Source organism: Saccharothrix sp. (assembly GCF_031180885.1).
Lineage (GTDB): Bacteria > Actinomycetota > Actinomycetes > Mycobacteriales > Pseudonocardiaceae > Actinosynnema.
Genome location: NZ_JAPSLK010000001.1, coordinates 89104 through 105228 on the forward strand (window position 1 = coordinate 89104; position 16125 = coordinate 105228).

General features: G+C 70.8%; 16 protein-coding genes. 7 read left to right on the forward strand and 9 right to left on the reverse strand.

All coding sequences use genetic code 11. From position 1 onward, the window contains the following. Nucleotides 1–132 precede the first annotated feature (132 nt). Nucleotides 133–1011, forward strand: coding sequence for a hypothetical protein (locus RIN75_RS00480; protein ID WP_309110412.1), 879 nt, complete (start codon nt 133–135; stop codon nt 1009–1011). A gap of 468 nt (nt 1012–1479) precedes the next feature. Next, on the forward strand, nt 1480–1773 hold the full coding sequence (locus tag RIN75_RS00485) for a macro domain-containing protein (RefSeq protein WP_309109704.1): 294 nt from the start codon (nt 1480–1482) through the stop codon (nt 1771–1773). A gap of 17 nt (nt 1774–1790) precedes the next feature. Here the strand turns inward: RIN75_RS00485 and RIN75_RS00490 are convergent, their stop codons facing one another. Beyond that, complete coding sequence (locus RIN75_RS00490; RefSeq protein ID WP_309109705.1) at nt 1791–2099, reverse strand: hypothetical protein; 309 nt, start codon at nt 2097–2099, stop codon at nt 1791–1793. Continuing rightward, nucleotides 2096–2389 (reverse strand): hypothetical protein, encoded by a 294-nt coding sequence (locus RIN75_RS00495; RefSeq protein ID WP_309109706.1) that lies wholly within the window; start codon nt 2387–2389, stop codon nt 2096–2098. The genes RIN75_RS00490 and RIN75_RS00495 overlap by 4 nt, the downstream gene beginning before the upstream one ends. Nucleotides 2390–2519: 130 nt before the next feature. On the opposite strand from RIN75_RS00495, the gene dusB reads away from it, so the two are divergent. The 5 genes from dusB (at nt 2520) to phoU (ending at nt 9774) form a co-directional block, all read left to right on the forward strand. Further along, a complete protein-coding gene (gene dusB / locus RIN75_RS00500) occupies nt 2520–3662 on the forward strand; it encodes a tRNA dihydrouridine synthase DusB (protein ID WP_309109707.1) in 1143 nt (380 codons plus the stop codon). Beyond that, complete coding sequence (locus tag RIN75_RS00505) at nt 3655–4113, forward strand: hypothetical protein (RefSeq protein WP_309109708.1); 459 nt, start codon at nt 3655–3657, stop codon at nt 4111–4113. The genes dusB and RIN75_RS00505 overlap by 8 nt, the downstream gene beginning before the upstream one ends. A gap of 160 nt (nt 4114–4273) precedes the next feature. Continuing rightward, nucleotides 4274–5131 carry a GGDEF domain-containing protein gene (locus RIN75_RS00510; protein WP_309109709.1) on the forward strand — a complete coding sequence of 286 codons (858 nt, stop codon included), beginning with the start codon at nt 4274–4276 and terminating at the stop codon, nt 5129–5131. Nucleotides 5132–5344: 213 nt separating this feature from the next. Next, entirely contained in the window at nt 5345–9028 is a 3684-nt protein-coding gene (locus tag RIN75_RS00515; RefSeq protein ID WP_309109710.1) for an LCP family protein, read from the forward strand. 80 nt (nt 9029–9108) lie between these two features. Next, complete coding sequence (gene phoU / locus RIN75_RS00520; protein WP_309109711.1) at nt 9109–9774, forward strand: phosphate signaling complex protein PhoU; 666 nt, start codon at nt 9109–9111, stop codon at nt 9772–9774. Between the two features lie 109 nt (nt 9775–9883). On the opposite strand, the gene RIN75_RS00525 is transcribed toward phoU, so the two are convergent. The 7 genes from RIN75_RS00525 to pstC form a co-directional block, all read right to left on the reverse strand. Continuing rightward, nucleotides 9884–10681, reverse strand: coding sequence for an ESX secretion-associated protein EspG (locus RIN75_RS00525; RefSeq protein ID WP_309109712.1), 798 nt, complete (start codon nt 10679–10681; stop codon nt 9884–9886). Beyond that, a complete protein-coding gene (locus RIN75_RS00530) occupies nt 10678–12174 on the reverse strand; it encodes a hypothetical protein (protein WP_309109713.1) in 1497 nt (498 codons plus the stop codon). The genes RIN75_RS00525 and RIN75_RS00530 overlap by 4 nt, the downstream gene beginning before the upstream one ends. Nucleotides 12175–12189: 15 nt before the next feature. Beyond that, entirely contained in the window at nt 12190–12735 is a 546-nt protein-coding gene (locus tag RIN75_RS00535) for a DUF3558 family protein (RefSeq protein ID WP_309109714.1), read from the reverse strand. 13 nt (nt 12736–12748) lie between these two features. Further along, nucleotides 12749–13117, reverse strand: a complete 369-nt coding sequence (locus RIN75_RS00540) for a hypothetical protein (RefSeq protein ID WP_309109715.1) — start codon at nt 13115–13117, stop codon at nt 12749–12751. A gap of 239 nt (nt 13118–13356) precedes the next feature. Next, nucleotides 13357–14133, reverse strand: a complete 777-nt coding sequence (pstB, locus tag RIN75_RS00545) for a phosphate ABC transporter ATP-binding protein PstB (RefSeq protein ID WP_309109716.1) — start codon at nt 14131–14133, stop codon at nt 13357–13359. A gap of 10 nt (nt 14134–14143) precedes the next feature. Further along, complete coding sequence (pstA, locus tag RIN75_RS00550; protein WP_309109717.1) at nt 14144–15058, reverse strand: phosphate ABC transporter permease PstA; 915 nt, start codon at nt 15056–15058, stop codon at nt 14144–14146. Continuing rightward, nucleotides 15055–16113 carry a phosphate ABC transporter permease subunit PstC gene (gene pstC / locus RIN75_RS00555; RefSeq protein WP_309109718.1) on the reverse strand — a complete coding sequence of 353 codons (1059 nt, stop codon included), beginning with the start codon at nt 16111–16113 and terminating at the stop codon, nt 15055–15057. The genes pstA and pstC overlap by 4 nt, the downstream gene beginning before the upstream one ends. Between the last annotated feature and the right edge of the window lie 12 nt (nt 16114–16125).

The window sequence follows — 16125 nt, forward strand, 5'->3', positions numbered from 1 at the left end:
TCCATACCCACCACTATCGACCGCCGGCCGGTTGTCGCTACGCCACCCGCACCCTTACCCGAACCCCCGCTCGATCGCGCCGCACATCTGCGGGGAGCAGCCGTTGTGGTCCGGATCATCGGGGTGTAGGACCTGAAGGCGGCGCACGGGGCGGGGCGGATCGTGGTGGACTCGGTGGACGAGTTGGACCGGATCACCGATGCCAAGGTGTTGCTGAGGGTGCTGCCCGGGATCGCCGCCGATACGCATCCTGCGCTTGCCACCGGGGATACCGGGCAGAAGTTCGGGCTCGGGGAGGGAGAGTTGAGGCGGGCGTTGGATGTGCTTGGTGGGCGGCCGGATCTTGAGTTGGTTGGGTTGCACTGCCACATCGGGTCGCAGATTCGGCACGTTGCCACATACGAGCAGGCTGCCCGTCGCATGGTCGGGTTGATCGCCCGGCTTGGCCGTCCGGTGCGCGAACTCGACCTTGGTGGTGGGTTTGGGGTGGCCTACACCAGTGCTGAGGCGGAGTTCGACCTTGTCGGGTATGCCGAGCGGGTCAAGCGGGCGGTTCGGTACGAGTGTGGGGTGCACCGGGTTCCGGAGCCGCAGCTCGTGGTCGAACCGGGGCGGGCCATTGTGGCCAAAGCGGGGGTCACGCTCTACCGGGTGACGTCCGTGAAGCACCCGTTCGTGGCGGTGGACGGTGGCATGAGCGACAACGCCCGGCCCGCCCTCTACGGTGCCCGCTACCAGCCACGACTGCTGCGCACCGGGCCGACCGCGCGCATGGTGCTCGTCGGGCGGCACTGCGAAGCCGGTGACGTGATCGCCGAAGTCGACCTGCCGAGGGACGTCCACCCGGGTGACGTGGTCGCGGTGCCGGTCACCGGCGCGTACCACCACTCGCGCGCCTCGAACTACAACCAAGTGTGCCGCCCCGCACTGGTCGGCGTGCGGGACGGCACGACGCGCGTCCTGGTCCGGGCGGAGACCGAGGAGGACCTGCTCCGCCGGGACGTGGGCTAGCTGGTCACGCTTGGCACGTCCACAGCCCAGTACAGTCGTTCCCGGCGTCCCTTGGTCCGCCTCCCCGGTAATAGGTATAGACCAATTTCGGTCCGGGGATCGACGCTAGGGCGGGCGGTGAATGCAGCGGGAACGTGCGCGGAAGCGTGGCAGCGATCGTCCGGCGGATGCCTGGCCAACCTCCGTGAAATCGGGTTTGACCTGCGGTTTTTCCGAAATTGTCGTACCCCGCCGGCACCCTGTTGCCCATGACCGTCCAGCTCGAAGCCTGGTCCACCGCGGACCTCGGCCTGCTGCACCGGCTCAACACGCCGGAGATGACGGCCCACCTCGGCGGGCCGGAGTCCGACGAGCGCGTGGCCGACCGGCACCGGCGTTACCTGGCGCCGGGTTCGGGCATGTTGCGGGTGGTGCTCGACGGGGTGGCGGTGGGGGCGGCGGGGCTCTGGCCCAAGGAGTGGCAGGGGCGTGACGGCGGCCAACGAGTCGCTGATGGGCGGCGGCGGGGTGGACGGCGCGATCCACCGCGCGGCCGGTCCGCGGCTGGCCCAGGCCGGCGCGGAGGTGGGTCCGTGCGAGCCCGGTGACGCGATCGCCACACCGGCGTTCGACCTCACACCCCCGGTCCGGTACGTGATCCACACGGTCGGCCCGGTGTGGGAGGGAGGCGGCTTCGGGGAGGAGGCCGTGCTGACGTCCTGCTACCGGCGGTGCCTGGAGGTCGCGGACGGGTTGTCAACGAAGGAGCCGTCGCCCGCCTGAGGCGCGCCTTGGCCTGACTACGGATGCGGGCCGATCGTCACGATGGTCAACTGGCCGTCGCCCGGGCCGTGGATCCACCAGATCCGCCATGCCGACGGTGTCCGGTTCTCCACGTACGACTCCCACAACGTGACGCCACCCGGTCCCGGCACCGACTGGTAGTCGTGCGAGTGGAGTCCGGGGTGGCGTGGTCCGGCCTGCTCCAGCAGGCGAAGTGCTTTGCGGACCTTCTTGAGCTTCGGCGCGTATTGCTGCTTAAACCGAAGATCTTCGAGAACCTTCTCCGCCTCACGCGTGTACAGCAGTACGAACGGTGGAGCGCTCACGCGTCTTCGGAGTCCTCGTCGTCAGCGGTGACCCAGTCCAGGGGCCGCGCGTTGCCCTCGGCCGCGTCCGCGAGGCCGCGGAACAGCGAAGCCCGCAGTTCGTCGTTCTCCCAGACCATCAGCTCGCGCCTCGGGATGCTCGCCAACGGCGTCAGCAGGATCGCGCCATCGGGGTTGACCGCCACGGCGTAGCGGTCGTTCTTGCGCGCACCGGCCTTTCCGACCGCGACCCGCGCGCGTTCGTCGGCTGTCACTTCGGCCACGGGCCGGAAGTCGTCGAGTACCGACATGCGTCCTCCTCGAATGGAGCCGGGGCGGACAACGATACGCCCGCCGGGGTATGTGGGCAATACCCACAAACCCCGACGGATTCGGTCGTATGGCGTCCGCCACTTCCGTCGCTGGGTGACAATGGCCTGGATGTCCACCGCACTCCAGACCTCGACAGACCTCCGGATCGGCCCCTACGCGGTCGACCCGGCCGTGGTGCTCGCGCCGATGGCGGGCATCACCAACGTGGCGTTCCGGCAGCTGTGCCGGGAGTTCGGCAGCCCCACGTCGTTGTACGTCTGCGAGATGATCACGGCCCGCGCCATCGTCGAGCGCGACTCCAAGACCATGGAGATGATCACGTTCGGCGAGGCCGAGCACCCGCGGTCGTTGCAGCTCTACGGGGTCGACCCGCACTCGATGAGCGAAGCCGCGAAGATCATCGTCGGTGAGGACCGGGCGGACCACATCGACATGAACTTCGGGTGCCCGGTGCCCAAGGTCACGCGCAAGGGCGGTGGGGCGGCGCTGCCGTACAAGCGGCGGTTGTTCCGGGACATCGTGCGGGCCGCGGTGAAGGCCGCGGAGCCCGCGGGGGTGCCGGTCACGGTCAAGTTCCGCATCGGCATCGACGACGACCACCACACCTTCCTGGACGCGGGCCGCATCGCCGAGGACGAAGGCGCGCAAGCGGTTGCGCTGCACGCCCGGACCGCCGCCCAGCGGTACTCCGGGCAGGCCGACTGGGACGCCGTCGCGCGCCTCAAGGAGGCCGTGACGAGCATCCCCGTCCTGGGCAACGGCGACATCTTCAGCGCGCAGGACGCCCTCGACATGGTCGCCAAGACCGGCTGCGACGGCGTCGTCGTCGGGCGCGGCTGCCTCGGCCGCCCCTGGCTGTTCGGCGAACTCCAGGCCGCCATGAACGGCCAACCCGTCCCACCGGCGCCGAAGCTGGGCAAGGTCGCCGAGATCATCGCCCGCCACGGCCGCCTGCTCGCCGCGCACCTGGGCGAGGACAAGGGCATCCGCGACCTGCGCAAGCACATGGCCTGGTACCTCAAGGGGTTCCCGGTCGGCTCGGACCTGCGGCGCGGCCTCGCCATGGTGTCCACCACCGCCGAGCTGGACGACCTGCTGGGCCGGCTCGACCCGACCGCCGAGACGCTCGACGCCGAAGGCCCGCGCGGTCGGCAGGGCTCCCCGGGCAAGGTCGTCCTCCCGGAGGGCTGGCTGGACGACCCGGAGGACGGGATGGTCCCCGCAGCGGAAGACATGCACTCCGGTGGCTGACCGGGCGCTGCGCGTCGCCGCGTTCGTCGCCTGCGCGGTCCTGCTGGCCGCGTGCGGTTCGACGGTCGCCGGGACGCCCCGGCCGCTGCGCGTCACCGACGTCGAGCGCGAACTCGTCGCCAGCTACTTCGCCGCGCTCAACGAGGCCGCCGGCCAGGGCGTGTCCGAGCAGCACGAACTGCTCGCCGACACCCAACACCCGGACTTCCGCGACGAGGACTGCGAGTTGCCGAAGGGCATCATCAAGGTGCAGCCGACCATGTCCACGCTCCGCCTCGACCCGGACTGGACGCCGCCCGGCGAGGACGAGCACCCGCGCGGGGTCGTGCTGGTGGTCGCGGTGACGCTCACCGCGTTCCAGGAGGGCACCGAGATCGGCAGCCAGATCGGCTCCCAGCACATCGTGCTGCTCAACGGCAAGGCGTACGGCTTCGCGCCCTGCGCGGCCTGACCACGCTGGGCACACGTTCCGGCTAGTTGATCACCGAACGTCACCAGTTCGGAGCAGTGCACGGTCAACCGGTAGAGGGAAATCCCCCTGTGACGCGTCCCGCCGGCTCAAGCACCGCGTTGCAACAGACGACACCTTGGCAAGTAGGGAGGTGAGCGCGATGACCGCACTGCGACCCGAAGTCGCCGACTTCGACAGAGACGGCCGGTCCGAGGAGGACCGGACCGCGTCGGAGGGCACCGGGCTGGTGCAGCTGCACGAGTCGATCGCCGCGCTGCTCGCCTCCCGCGGTCAGTGGCGGCAGGCGTACCAGCACCTGCGGTCGGCGTTCGACCTGGTCTACGCCGACCAGGACGAGCAGCCGCACGTCCCCGAGCAACTGCGCCGCGAGGTGGACCGGCTGCGCCGCGAGCACGCCGAGGCGCGCGAGCAGAGCCTGAGAGACAGCCTCACCGACAGTTACAACCGGCGGTACCTGGACGAGCGGTTGCTCGGCATGGTGACCGACCGGGGCGCCACCGCCGACGGGCTCGCCATCGCGTTGATCGACCTGGACTGGTTCAAGCAGGTGAATGACACATTTGGCCACCTCCTGGGTGATCGTGTGTTGCAGCGCGTGGTCGAGCTGTTGCAGGAGGAGCTGCCCGAGGACGGGTTCTGCGCCCGCTACGGCGGCGAGGAGTTCGTGCTCGTGCTGCCGGGCGTGGACGCCGCCGGGAGCGTGGAGATCGCCGAGTCGGCCCGCATGCGTGTCGAGCGTCACGCCTGGGCTTCGCTGGCGCCCGGTTTGCGAGTGACCGTCAGCATCGGGTTGGCTTACGAGCCTCCCGCGGGGGACTCGCCGACCCGTCCGCAGGTCGCTCCGGAGCAACAGCTGCTGCGGGCGGACAGCCTGCTGTACACCGCCAAGCAGTCAGGACGGAACGCGGTCGCCTACCGGGAGGGTGGTCGGGTGCGCCTGGCCGGTGCCGCGGCGGGCCGGCGCGGGATCGCCGAACCGAGGGTTGCCGGTTACTGAGTTTTTGCGGCAGCTCACCCGTTCGGACGTAGCCTGCTGAGCGCAACTGACTACACACCACCCCAGTCTCACCGGGAGTGGTCGTCAGGACTGGCGGTCATCCGTAGTATCGCCAAGGCAAGTGACACGCCGTTGGTGCAACCAATGTGTCCTTGATGTCGTCAACTCGTGATGACGACCCCGTATTGACCGCTGTTGCTGAAGGGAGACCGGGTGCCCGACGAGCCCCGCCGTGGCGGCCCCGGACCTCGTGGTGACCAGCCCGTTCCCGACGACCAGCCCACCGGCCGCCGACGGCGGTCGATGGAGGGCAGCGGCGGGCTGAGCGTTTCCGAACTGCTGGAACAGCACAGCCGGACGAACATCCCGCGCCCCGTGCCGCCCACCGACGGCCGCAGACCGGAGTCGACCGGCAGGCGTGCGGCACCCGAGGCGGAGTCCACCGGCCGCCGGGCGCGCCCCAACGGCTTCGCCCCGTCCGCGGGGGACTACGCCGCTCCGGCCGAGCCCACGGGCCGCCGGGCCGCTCCCGAACCGACGGGCCGCCGCGCCCTGCCGGACGACCTCGCCCCCGCCGACCCGACCCGCCACCAGGACACCGGCCGCCGGCGTCGCCCGACCCCCGAGGACGCGCCGGCGCCCCACTTCGGCCCCGAGTCGACCGGCCGCCGCGCCCGCCCGGACCTGTCGACCGACCAACCCCCGGCCCGCCGCGCCGCCACCCCCGAACCACCCCGCCGCCAACCCCCGGCCGCACCTCCACGAGACCTGGGTTCGCCCCGCGACGCGGCCACCGGTGCCCCGCGCGACCTGGGCCTGCCGCGCGACACTGCGGCCGGTGCACCCCGCGGCCGCGACGCGGCTGCCGGCGCTTCCCGCGAGTTGGGCCTGCCCCGCGATTCCGCGGCCGGCGCCCCTCGCGACCTCAGCTCACCCCGCGACGCCGCGCCCGGCGCTCCCCGCGACTTGGGCTCACCCCGCGACGCGGCGGCCGGCACCTCCCGCGATCCCGGCTTGCCCCGCGACGCCGCAGCCGGTGCTCCGCGCGACTTGGCTCCCGGCGTTGGCCGCGACACCGCTCCGCGCGACGGGTCCCCCCGCGTCACGCGCCGCGAACTGGCCGGCAGCCCGCACGACCTGGGCCAGACCCCGCCGCGCAACGGCGCTCCGGCACCTTCCCGCGACCTCGGCGCCGACGGTCCCCGCGACCCCGGCCACCTCACCCCTCGCGACCTGCCCCAGAACGGCCGCCGCGACACCGCACCCGCCGGCCCGCGCGGCGCCGCTCTCACCGGTCCGCACGACACCGCACCCGCCGGCCCCCGCGACGCCGCACCTGCCGGCCCCCGCGACGCCACACTCAACGGCCCGCGCGACGCCGCTCTCGGCGGTCGGCGCGACGTGGCACCTGGTGGTCCGCGCGAGACCGCGCCCGGCGGTGCCCTGCGCGAGACGGCACCCGGCGGCCCTCGCGACGGCGGCATCAGCCCTCGGGACACCGGACCGCGGGATCTCGCCCCCGGTGCTCCCCGCGACTTCGGTCCGGCGAACCCGCGTGACCTCGCGGACGGGAGCGGACCGCGACGGCTTGCCGAGGGTGGCCCGGCCGACACCGGTCGTCGGCCCGTGGATCCCCGCCGTGCCAACGGAACCGGTCCTGACCCGCGCGGGTTCGCGGCGCCGGGGCGTCCCGGTGGTCCGGACGGCAGTGGACCACGGCGTCTCGCGGAAGGCGGTCCGGACGGCAGCGGTCCCCGACGACTCGCGGAAGGCGGTCCGGACGGCAGCGGTCCCCGACGACTCGCGGAAGGCGGTCCGGACGGCAGCGGTCCCCGACGACTCGCGGAAGGCGGTCCGGACGGCAGTGGGCCGCGTCGCTTGGCGGAAGGGCCGGGCGCTGGACGCCGGGTCGCCCCGGGCGGTCCGGACGGCAGTGGGCCTCGACGGCTCGCCGAAGGCGGACCGGACGGCAGTGGGCCGCGTCGGCTTGCCGATGGTGCGCCGCGGTCCGGTGTGGACGGAGACCTGGCGCGGGGTGGCGCCGCGGCCGTGGCTGGGGCTGTGGCCGGTGCCGGCGTTGAAGGGGCGGACATCGCGGGGAGGCTCGGGGGTGCGCCCGCGCCCAGTCCGCGTGACCAGATCGACCCCCTGAGCCTCACCACCGAGATGGAGGCCATCAGCGACGAGGTCAAGAAGCGTCGCGAGGTCGACCACACGCTCGCCCGCTTCTCCGCCGTCCACGACGAACTGGCCGAGCAGGAGCGCCAGAAGAAGGAACGGCGCCAGAAGCTGCTGCCCTGGAAGCAGGACCACGACGAGGACGCCACCGTCTTCGCCGAACCCCTGGACGACCCCGACGACCCCGACACCCCGCGCCGCCGGAAGGCGCGCACGGCCAAGCACAGCAAGATCGTGCGGATCGTCAAGGTGCTGTCGCTGACCGGCGCGGTGCTGGTGTTCGTCGCGACGGGCCTCGGGTGGGGCGCGATGCAGTACATCGACAGCAAGTTCACCGAGATCGACGCGCTCAACACCAACTCCGCCGCCGTGCACCAGGCCGAGAAGCAGTTGGGCGACGAGAACTTCCTCATCGTCGGCTCGGACACCCGCGCGGGCGCCAAGCCCGAGGACGGGGTCGGTGACGCGGACGCCGAGCCGGGCGCGCGGTCGGACGTGCTGATGCTGGCGCACATCCCGGCGGACCGGAAGCGGGTCGTCGTGGTGTCCGTGCCGCGCGACCTGCAGATCACCCGGCCCGAGTGCGAGAAGTGGAACTGGGAGACCGGCGAGTACACCGGCGAGATGCTGCCCAAGGCCAAGGGCGTCAAGGCCAACCAGGCCTACGCCGACGGCGGCCCGCGGTGCGTCAGCACGTTCATGACCGAGCTGACCGGCCTCACCATCAACCACTTCATCTCCGTGGACTTCAACGGCTTCAAGGGCATGGTCGACGCCGTCGGCAAGATCAAGGTCTGCGTGCCGAAGGTCATGGAGGACGAAGAACTCGGCATGATCTTCGACAAGCCGGGCCAGTACGAGATCGACGGCGCGAAGGCCCTCGACTACGTCCGGGCCCGCAAGGTCACCAACGAGCCGCTCGGCGACTACGACCGGGTGAAGCGGCAGCAGAAGTTCCTGTCCTCGTTGCTGCGCACGGCCCTGTCGTCGGAGATGCTGCTCAACCCCGGCAAGCTCAACAACTTCCTCAACGCGTTCGCCGCGTCCACCGTGGGCCAGAACATCGGCGTGAAGGACATGCTGACGCTGGCGCAGTCGTTGCAGGGCATCGAGGCCGGCCGGGTCAGCTTCATCACCGTGCCGCACCGGACGGACGAGGGCCCGACGAAGTCCAACCACGACAACATCGAGCTGTTGCTGGAGGACGAGACCAAGGCGCTGTTCCAGGCGATCATCGACGGCACGCCGCTGCCCGGTGAGACCCCGGACGCGACCCCGACCACGTCGACCCAGCCCGCAGCCCCGACGTCCAACGCGCCCGCGCAGCCCAAGCAGGGCAGCGTGATCGACCCCAAGGGCCTGAAGATCCAGGTGTTCAACGGCGAGGGCGGTCGCGACGGCGCGGCCAAGCTGGCCAAGGACAGCCTGGAGGAACTCGGGTTCAGCGTCGTCAACTGGGGTGGCGGCGAGGCCACGCCGAAGACCGTCATCCGGTACGGCATCGGGGGCGAGGACGCCGCCGCCACGCTGGCCGCGGCGGTCCCCGGTGCGACGCCGGAGTTCCGGCCGGAGATGGGCGGCTCGGTGCTGCTGCTGCTCGGGCCGGAGTGGGACCGCAAGGTCGTCGCCCCCCAACCGGGTGGTACCCAGGGTCAGCCGGGCAAGGCGACCCCGCCGCCGGTCGAGGTGGTCAACGCAGGCGTGGACCCCTGTGCGTAGCCCATCTGGACGTTTCGGGTTCACCTCGGGTTCACTGGGGAATGTCGCCGCCGCGACCACCTGCACGTAGGCTGACGCCCATGCGTGAGGCCTACCACGACCAGCTCGGACAACTCGCCGACCGGCTCGCCGACATGTGCTCGATGGCCGGTGACGCCATGGAGCGCGCCACCGCGTCGCTGCTCCAGGCGGACCTCGCGGTCGCGGAGCAGGTGATCGGCGACGACGCCAAGATCGACGACGTCCGCGCGAGCATCGAGGAGCAGGCCTACGCGCTGCTGGCGCTCCAGGCGCCGGTGGCCACCGACCTGCGCATCGTGCTGGCCGTGATCCACGCGGCGGAGAGCGTCGAGCGCATGGGCGACCTGGCGCTGCACGTGGCCAAGGCCGCGCGCCGCCGGCACCCGAACCGCGTGCTCGCGGACACCGTCGAGCCGTACTTCGCGGAGATGGGCCGCATCGCGGTCAACCTGGCGCGCGAGGCCACCGAGGTCATCCGCACGCAGGACGTCGAGCGCGCCCGGTCCATGGAGGACGCGGACGACGCCATGGACGACCTGCACCGCCACCTGTTCACGGTGATCATGGACAAGGACTGGCCGCACGGCGTCCCGTCCGCTGTGGACACCACCCTGCTGGGCCGCTTCTACGAGCGCTTCGCCGACCACGCGGTGTCGGTCGCCAAGCGCACGGTCTTCGTCGTCACCGGCCGGATGCCCGGCTACGGCGGCGACATCGACGACTGAGCGACGCTCGGAGGCCGGCCCAGGCGGCTGGGGTGGCGGAAGAGCCTGAGGCTCTTCCGCCGTTCCCGGTCAGTCCAGCAGACCTTTGGTCGGTTCCGCAGGGCGTTGGTCAGTTCAGCAGGGCGTTGAGTTCCTGGGCCAGTTGGCCCGCGATGCGCGCGTTGTCGGCCGGGGCGTGGGTGAGCCACTTCTGGCCGTCCTGGCCCTGCCGGGTCTGCGACATGTAGCGGCCCTGGTCGTTGTCGAACCAGGCGATCTGCGGTGCGCGCTGCTCACGGCCGTGCCGGCCGCGGACGGTGACGCCGAACTGGCCCGCGCGCAGGCGGGGCCGCTCGAACACCGCTTCCAGGGCGCGGACCTGCGACCCGCTGGTCGAGCGGGGCGCCATGGCCTGGGTGAAGGTGGCGTTGCCGAAGTCCTCGTCCTGGCGGGGCCGGGGCGGCGGCGCGGACGTGGGCATGGCCACGGTGACCGACTGGCCCGGACCGGGGCGGCCCGGCGGGATCAGGTCCACGACGGCGCGCAGCAGGGACGAGGACCGCATGGTCTCGACCTTCATCTGCCGGTCGTCGAGGACGGCGAGGACCGCCAGCTCACCCTGCGCGCCGCTGCGGGCGAGGAGCTGGCGCTCCACGTTGCGGGCGTCGAGCGAGGCGACCGCGTTGAGCGAGTAGTCGAAGCGCACGAGCAGGGTGAGCGCCTCCTCGACCTCGGCCGAAACCCGGCCCCGCGACGCCAGGCCGCGGGACTCCAGGTCCTGGTAGACGGCGTTGCGGATGCCGCGGCGCTCGTCGAGCGTCTGACCGAGGTAGGGGAACTCGAACGGGTAGGGCCGGCTGCCGAGCTTGAGGTCCTCCCACAGCATGTCGGCCGCCGCGTGGGACAGGGCGAACGAGAACACGCTCACCCGCCGATGACCGGGGGCGCGACCATCGTGCCGTCACCGAAGACGTCCTCGGTCTCGACCAGGTACGACGCGGCCTTGTGCTCCTTGTCCTCGTCACCCTGGCCGTTGGCGGCCCCGGCACCCATGCCGGCGCCCATGCCCGCGCCCATACCGGCGCCACCCCGACCACCGGCACCGCCCAGGCCACCACCGGCCGGCCCGAAGCCGCCCGCGCCGGCCTTGCCCGACTCGCCGAGCATGCCCGCCGCACCGCCCGGCCCGAACCCACCGGGCCCGAACCCGCCGCGCCCGGCCGCGGCCGGGCCACCGGGCCCCATGCCGCCGCGTCCGCCGCCGGGCATGCCGCCCGGGCCACCGGGACCGCGTCCACCACCGGGACCACCGCCGGGCATGCCGGGCCGTCCGGGAACGCCGGGCGGGCGTCCACCGGGCGGGATACCCGGGCCGGGGTAGCCGGGAGTGCCGGGACCACCGGGGTAACCGGGACCGCCCGGGTAGCCGGGGCCACCGGGGATGCCGGGACCGCCGCCGGGCGGGATGCCCGGGTTGCCGGGCGTGCCCGGGATGAGGCCGGACTGGTTGAGGTTGCCGCCACCACCGGGAACGCCGCCACCACCGGGGATGCCGGACCCGCCGATGCCGCCGGGCCCGTCAGGGATCGTCGGCCGGCTGCCGGTGCCGGGCTGCGTGCCACCCGGGTCGCCGCTGCCGCCGGTGCCCTCCATCGGGGGCGGCGGGACGAACGCGGGCATCGTCGAGCCGGACTGCTGGAAGCTCGTCGACATGTTCGTCATGACTTCGGCGGCACGCTCGTGCGCCTGCTGCTTCTCCTCGAACTTCTGCTCGATCTTGTCGATCGTCTCGGCCCACTTGAACGGGTTGGGCTCGGAGAAGAACATCTTGTAGGCGTCGGCCGTGGAGAACTTCACCGGCTCCGGCATGCTGGTCTTCGCGGTGTCCGCGGCCTGGCTCTGCTCGTAGAGCTTGTTGCCGGTGAGCTGCGCGCCCTGGGCGGCGTTGCCGGACCAGGCGGCCATGCTGGTGAAGTATCCCTGCGCGGCCTCGGCGGCCTTGCCCTGCCACTCGCCCTTGCCGGCCTCGGTGGCCTTGGTGAGGTTGTTCTGCAGGTCGACCAGCGTGTTGCCGATCTTGGTCCAGGCCTCGCCCTGCTCGTTGGCGGTCGAGGGGGCCATGTTGTCGGTGACCATCGCCTTGAGCTGGTCGTGCGAGTAGCCCATGTAGAACGAGCCGGCCGTGGACATCGGCGGCCGGTAGTTCTCGACGACCTTCTCCAGGTCCTCCTGCTGCTTCTGCTGGTTCTGCGCGGACTGGATCTTCCAGCGCAGGTAGTCGTCGATCGTCGTGAACTGGCCGAAGAAGCCGGGGTTCTCCCGCTGCGCCTTCTCGTACTCGGCACGCAGCTCGGCATCGGTCTGGCCGGCGTAGGTGACCTTGGTCGCGTTGGGGTTCTGCTGCGTGTTCGGCGGTGTCACGACTCTCCTCCTGTCCTACTTCGGCAGCTTCGGCTCGATGGCGGTGGCGAGCTTGGTCGCCGCGTCACAGGATTCCTGGACGGACGCCGTGGCCTCGGCGACGAAGTCGACCCGTGACTTCGGCCCGACCTCGACCGCGATCAGGCACGACGTGTCGGTGAAACCCGCCTCCACCTTCTTGGCCTTCCGCGAGCCGATGTTGGTGTCGATGAACCGGGCACCACTGGCCCCGACGGCCTCGGCGATGCTCAACTCGGGCTGCACCTTGAGACCGACGGAGGTCGTCGTCTGTCCCCAACGCGCACCACAACCCCTGCTCTCCGCCTCGATGCGTGTAAGGGAGAACTGAGCCGCGACAGCGTTCATCGCGGCGCATGGGTCGAAATCGGCCAAGGCGTCGCCGCCGGACTGCTCCGACGTCGTGGTCGGCTTGCTCGCTGTCGTGGTCGTGGCGGTGGCACCCGCGGACGGGTCTCCCGGTTCTTTCGTGGTGCAGCCCGCCAGCGCGACACCGACCACAGCGATCGACAGGATCGAACGGATCGCCAGATTCCCGGTCAAGTGAATCCCCATCTCAGTAGCGCTTGAGGCCGCTCGAGGCCGCGTCGTCGACTTGGCGGTAGTTTTCAATGGCCTTCTGAACTGCGGCCTTGGCATCTGCCAACGCCTCGCGCAGCTGCTTGATGGCCGGAACGATGCCAGTGGTACCGCCGCCGCCGGTCGCGCTCTCCATGTTGTAGCGGCTCATGGCTTGGGCGTCGGGGCTCGTCCCGAGCTTGGTCTCCTGGCTGACGGTGTTCAGCTGGCGGCTCATGGCGTTCAGCTCGAATTCGGCGTCGTCGATGGCCTTGATGTAGGCCTCCGCACCGGCTTGGCTGATGGCGAAAGAGCCCGACTCCGCTGCCTGCTTCAGCCCCTGCATGCTAGCGGTCATCGCGCTCATCGAGCGTGCGCTCCACGCAGTCTCTGGCGCCACCACTACCCCCTGCGATCACTCAATTCCCGCCAAGCACGTTACCGCGCATGTCAGACCGTGTCCCAGCTATGACGTGATCGGAACAATCCCGGTTCCCCCACCGCACGTCGCAGCCCCATAGCCACCCGATCAGGTGACAGACACCACACGACAAAGGGGTCCTCCCGCACGCGGCGGAAGGACCCCTCTCCCCGAGGCGCAGCCGGTCAGCCGAAGCGGCCGGAGATGTAGTCCTCCGTGGCCTTCTGGCTGGGGTTTGAGAAGATCTTCTCCGTGTCGTCCACCTCGATCAGCCGGCCCGGCTGACCGACGCCCAGCAGGTTGAAGAACGCGGTCTGGTCGGACACGCGTGCCGCCTGCTGCATGTTGTGGGTCACGATGACGATCGTGTACTCCTTCTTCAGCTCCGTGATCAGGTCCTCGATCGCCAGCGTGGAGATCGGGTCCAACGCGGAGCACGGCTCGTCCATCAGCAGGACGTCCGGCTGCACCGCGATCGCGCGCGCGATGCACAGGCGCTGCTGCTGGCCGCCCGACAACCCACCACCGGGGCGGTCGAGGCGGTCCTTGACCTCGTTCCACAGGTTGGCGCCGCGCAGGGAGCGCTCGGCCACCTCGTCGAGGTCCTTCTTGTTCCGGTTGCCCGCCAGCTTGAGGCCCGCCACGACGTTGTCGCGGATGGACATCGTCGGGAACGGGTTCGGGCGCTGGAACACCATGCCGATGGTGCGCCGCACCTGCACCGGGTCCACGGCGGGGGCGTAGATGTCCTCGCCGTCGAGCAGCACCTTGCCCTCGACCCGGGCGCCCGGCGCGACCTCGTGCATGCGGTTCAGCGAGCGCAGCACGGTGGACTTGCCGCAACCGGACGGTCCGATGAACGCGGTCACGTTCTTCGGCGGCACGGACAGCGAAACCCCGTCGACGGCGTGGAACTTGCCGTAGAACAGGTTGAGGTCTTTCACGTCGATGCGCTTGGCCATAACCGCCCGCTCACTTGGTCTTCGGGGCCAGCCACCGCGAGATCACGGTCGCCAGCAGGTTGAACAGCGTGATGATGAGGACCAGGGTGATCGCCGCACCCCAGATGCGCTCGAAGCCCGCCTGCGTCGGGTTGTTCCGCTCCGTGGTCATCATCAGCGGCAACGACGCCATCGGGCCGTCGAACAGGTTGTAGTTGATGAACGGCGCGTAGGCGGCGAGCACGAGCACCGGCGCGGTCTCGCCCATGACGCGGGCCAGGGCGAGCATGATGCCGGTCAGGATGCCGGACAGGGCGGTCGGGATGACGATCTTGACGATGGTCTTCCACTTCGGGATGCCCAGCGCGTAGGACGCCTCGCGCAGCTCGTCCGGGACGATCTTGAGCATCTCCTCGGTGGTCCGCACGATCACCGGCACCATGAGCAGCACCAGCGCCAGGGAAACCGCGAAACCGCTCCGGCTGAACCCGATCGTCGTGATCCACAGCGTGTAGACGAACAGCGCGGCCACGATCGACGGGACACCGGTCAGGATGTCGACCATGAACGTGGTGGCGCGGGCCAGCTTGGACCGGCCGCCGTACTCCACCAGGTAGATCGCCACGAACAGGCCGATGGGCACCGAGAGCAGGCCGCACACCAGCGCCTGCGCCAGGGTGCCGTAGATGGCGTGGTACGCGCCGCCGCCCTGCTGCCGGGACAGCAGGCCGGACAGCGACTTCTGCCACCAGTCGCCGTCGAGGATGACCGGGAAGCCGCGCTGCACGACCGTGTAGAGCACCCAGACCAGCGGGATGATGGCGATGCCGAACGCCAGGTACATCAGCACCGTCGCCACGCCGTTCTTGACCTTGCGCGCGGCGCTGACGCTCTGGAACGTCGGCGGGGTCGCGAGGCGGTTCAGGTCCGCCGTCTCGGTCGTCATTCGTACTCCTTGTGACCGGCGACGATGGACCGGGCGATCGCGTTGACCACGAAGGTCAGCAGGAACAGCACCAGGCCGGCGGCGATGTAGGCGCCCGCGGACTTCGGGTCGTTGAACTCCGGCGCGGCGAGCGCGATCTTGGAGGCGAACGTGGCGCCGCCGTCGAACAGGCTCCAGCCGAACGCCGCGCTGGTGCTGCTCAGGATGATCATCAGCGCGATGGTCTCGCCGAGCGCGCGGCCGAGGCCGAGCATCGAGGCGCTGACGTAACCGGCCTTGCCGAACGGCAGGACCGTGGTCCGCACGACCTCCCACTTGGTGGCGCCGAGCGCGATCGCGCCCTCGATGTGGGCCACCGGCGTGCGGTCGAACACCTCGCGGCTGACCGCGGTGATGATCGGCAGGATCATCACGGCGAGGACGATGCCGGCGGTGAAGATGGTGCCGCCCAGCTCGATGCTCACGTTGCCCTTGGCGAACAGCGGGATCCAGCCGAGGTTGTCCATCAGCCACTCGGCGAACGGCGTCAGCACCGGGCCGAGGACGAACAGGCCCCACAGGCCGAAGATGATCGACGGCACCGCGGACAGCAGGTCCACCACGTACGCGAACGGCCGGGCGAGCCGGCGGGGCGCGTACTGGGTGAGGAACAGCGCGATGCCCAGGGCGATCGGCATCGCGAGCAGCAGGGCGAGCGCGGACGACACCACCGTGACCAGGAGCAGGTCGAGGATGCCGAACCGCAGGTTCTCGACGTCGCCGGTGGACCACTCGCGGCTGAAGAGGAAGTTGACCTGGTCCAGTGCGAGGGAGGGGATCGCCTGGAGCAGCAGGAACAGGCCGATGGCCCCGATGAGGACCACGATGAAGATGCCCGAGCCGGTCGCGAGGCCGCGGAAGATCCGGTCACCCGGCCGGACGTGGGGTGCTTGCTGGTCGGCTTCCGTGGTCGGGGGAATCGGAGCCTCCGAGTCGGGTCGAGCAGCCGGAACGCCCCGGCGGGCACCGGCAGTACCGGTGCCCGCGGGGCGCTTGGCCACGATGCGTTCGTTCATCGCGATGGCGCT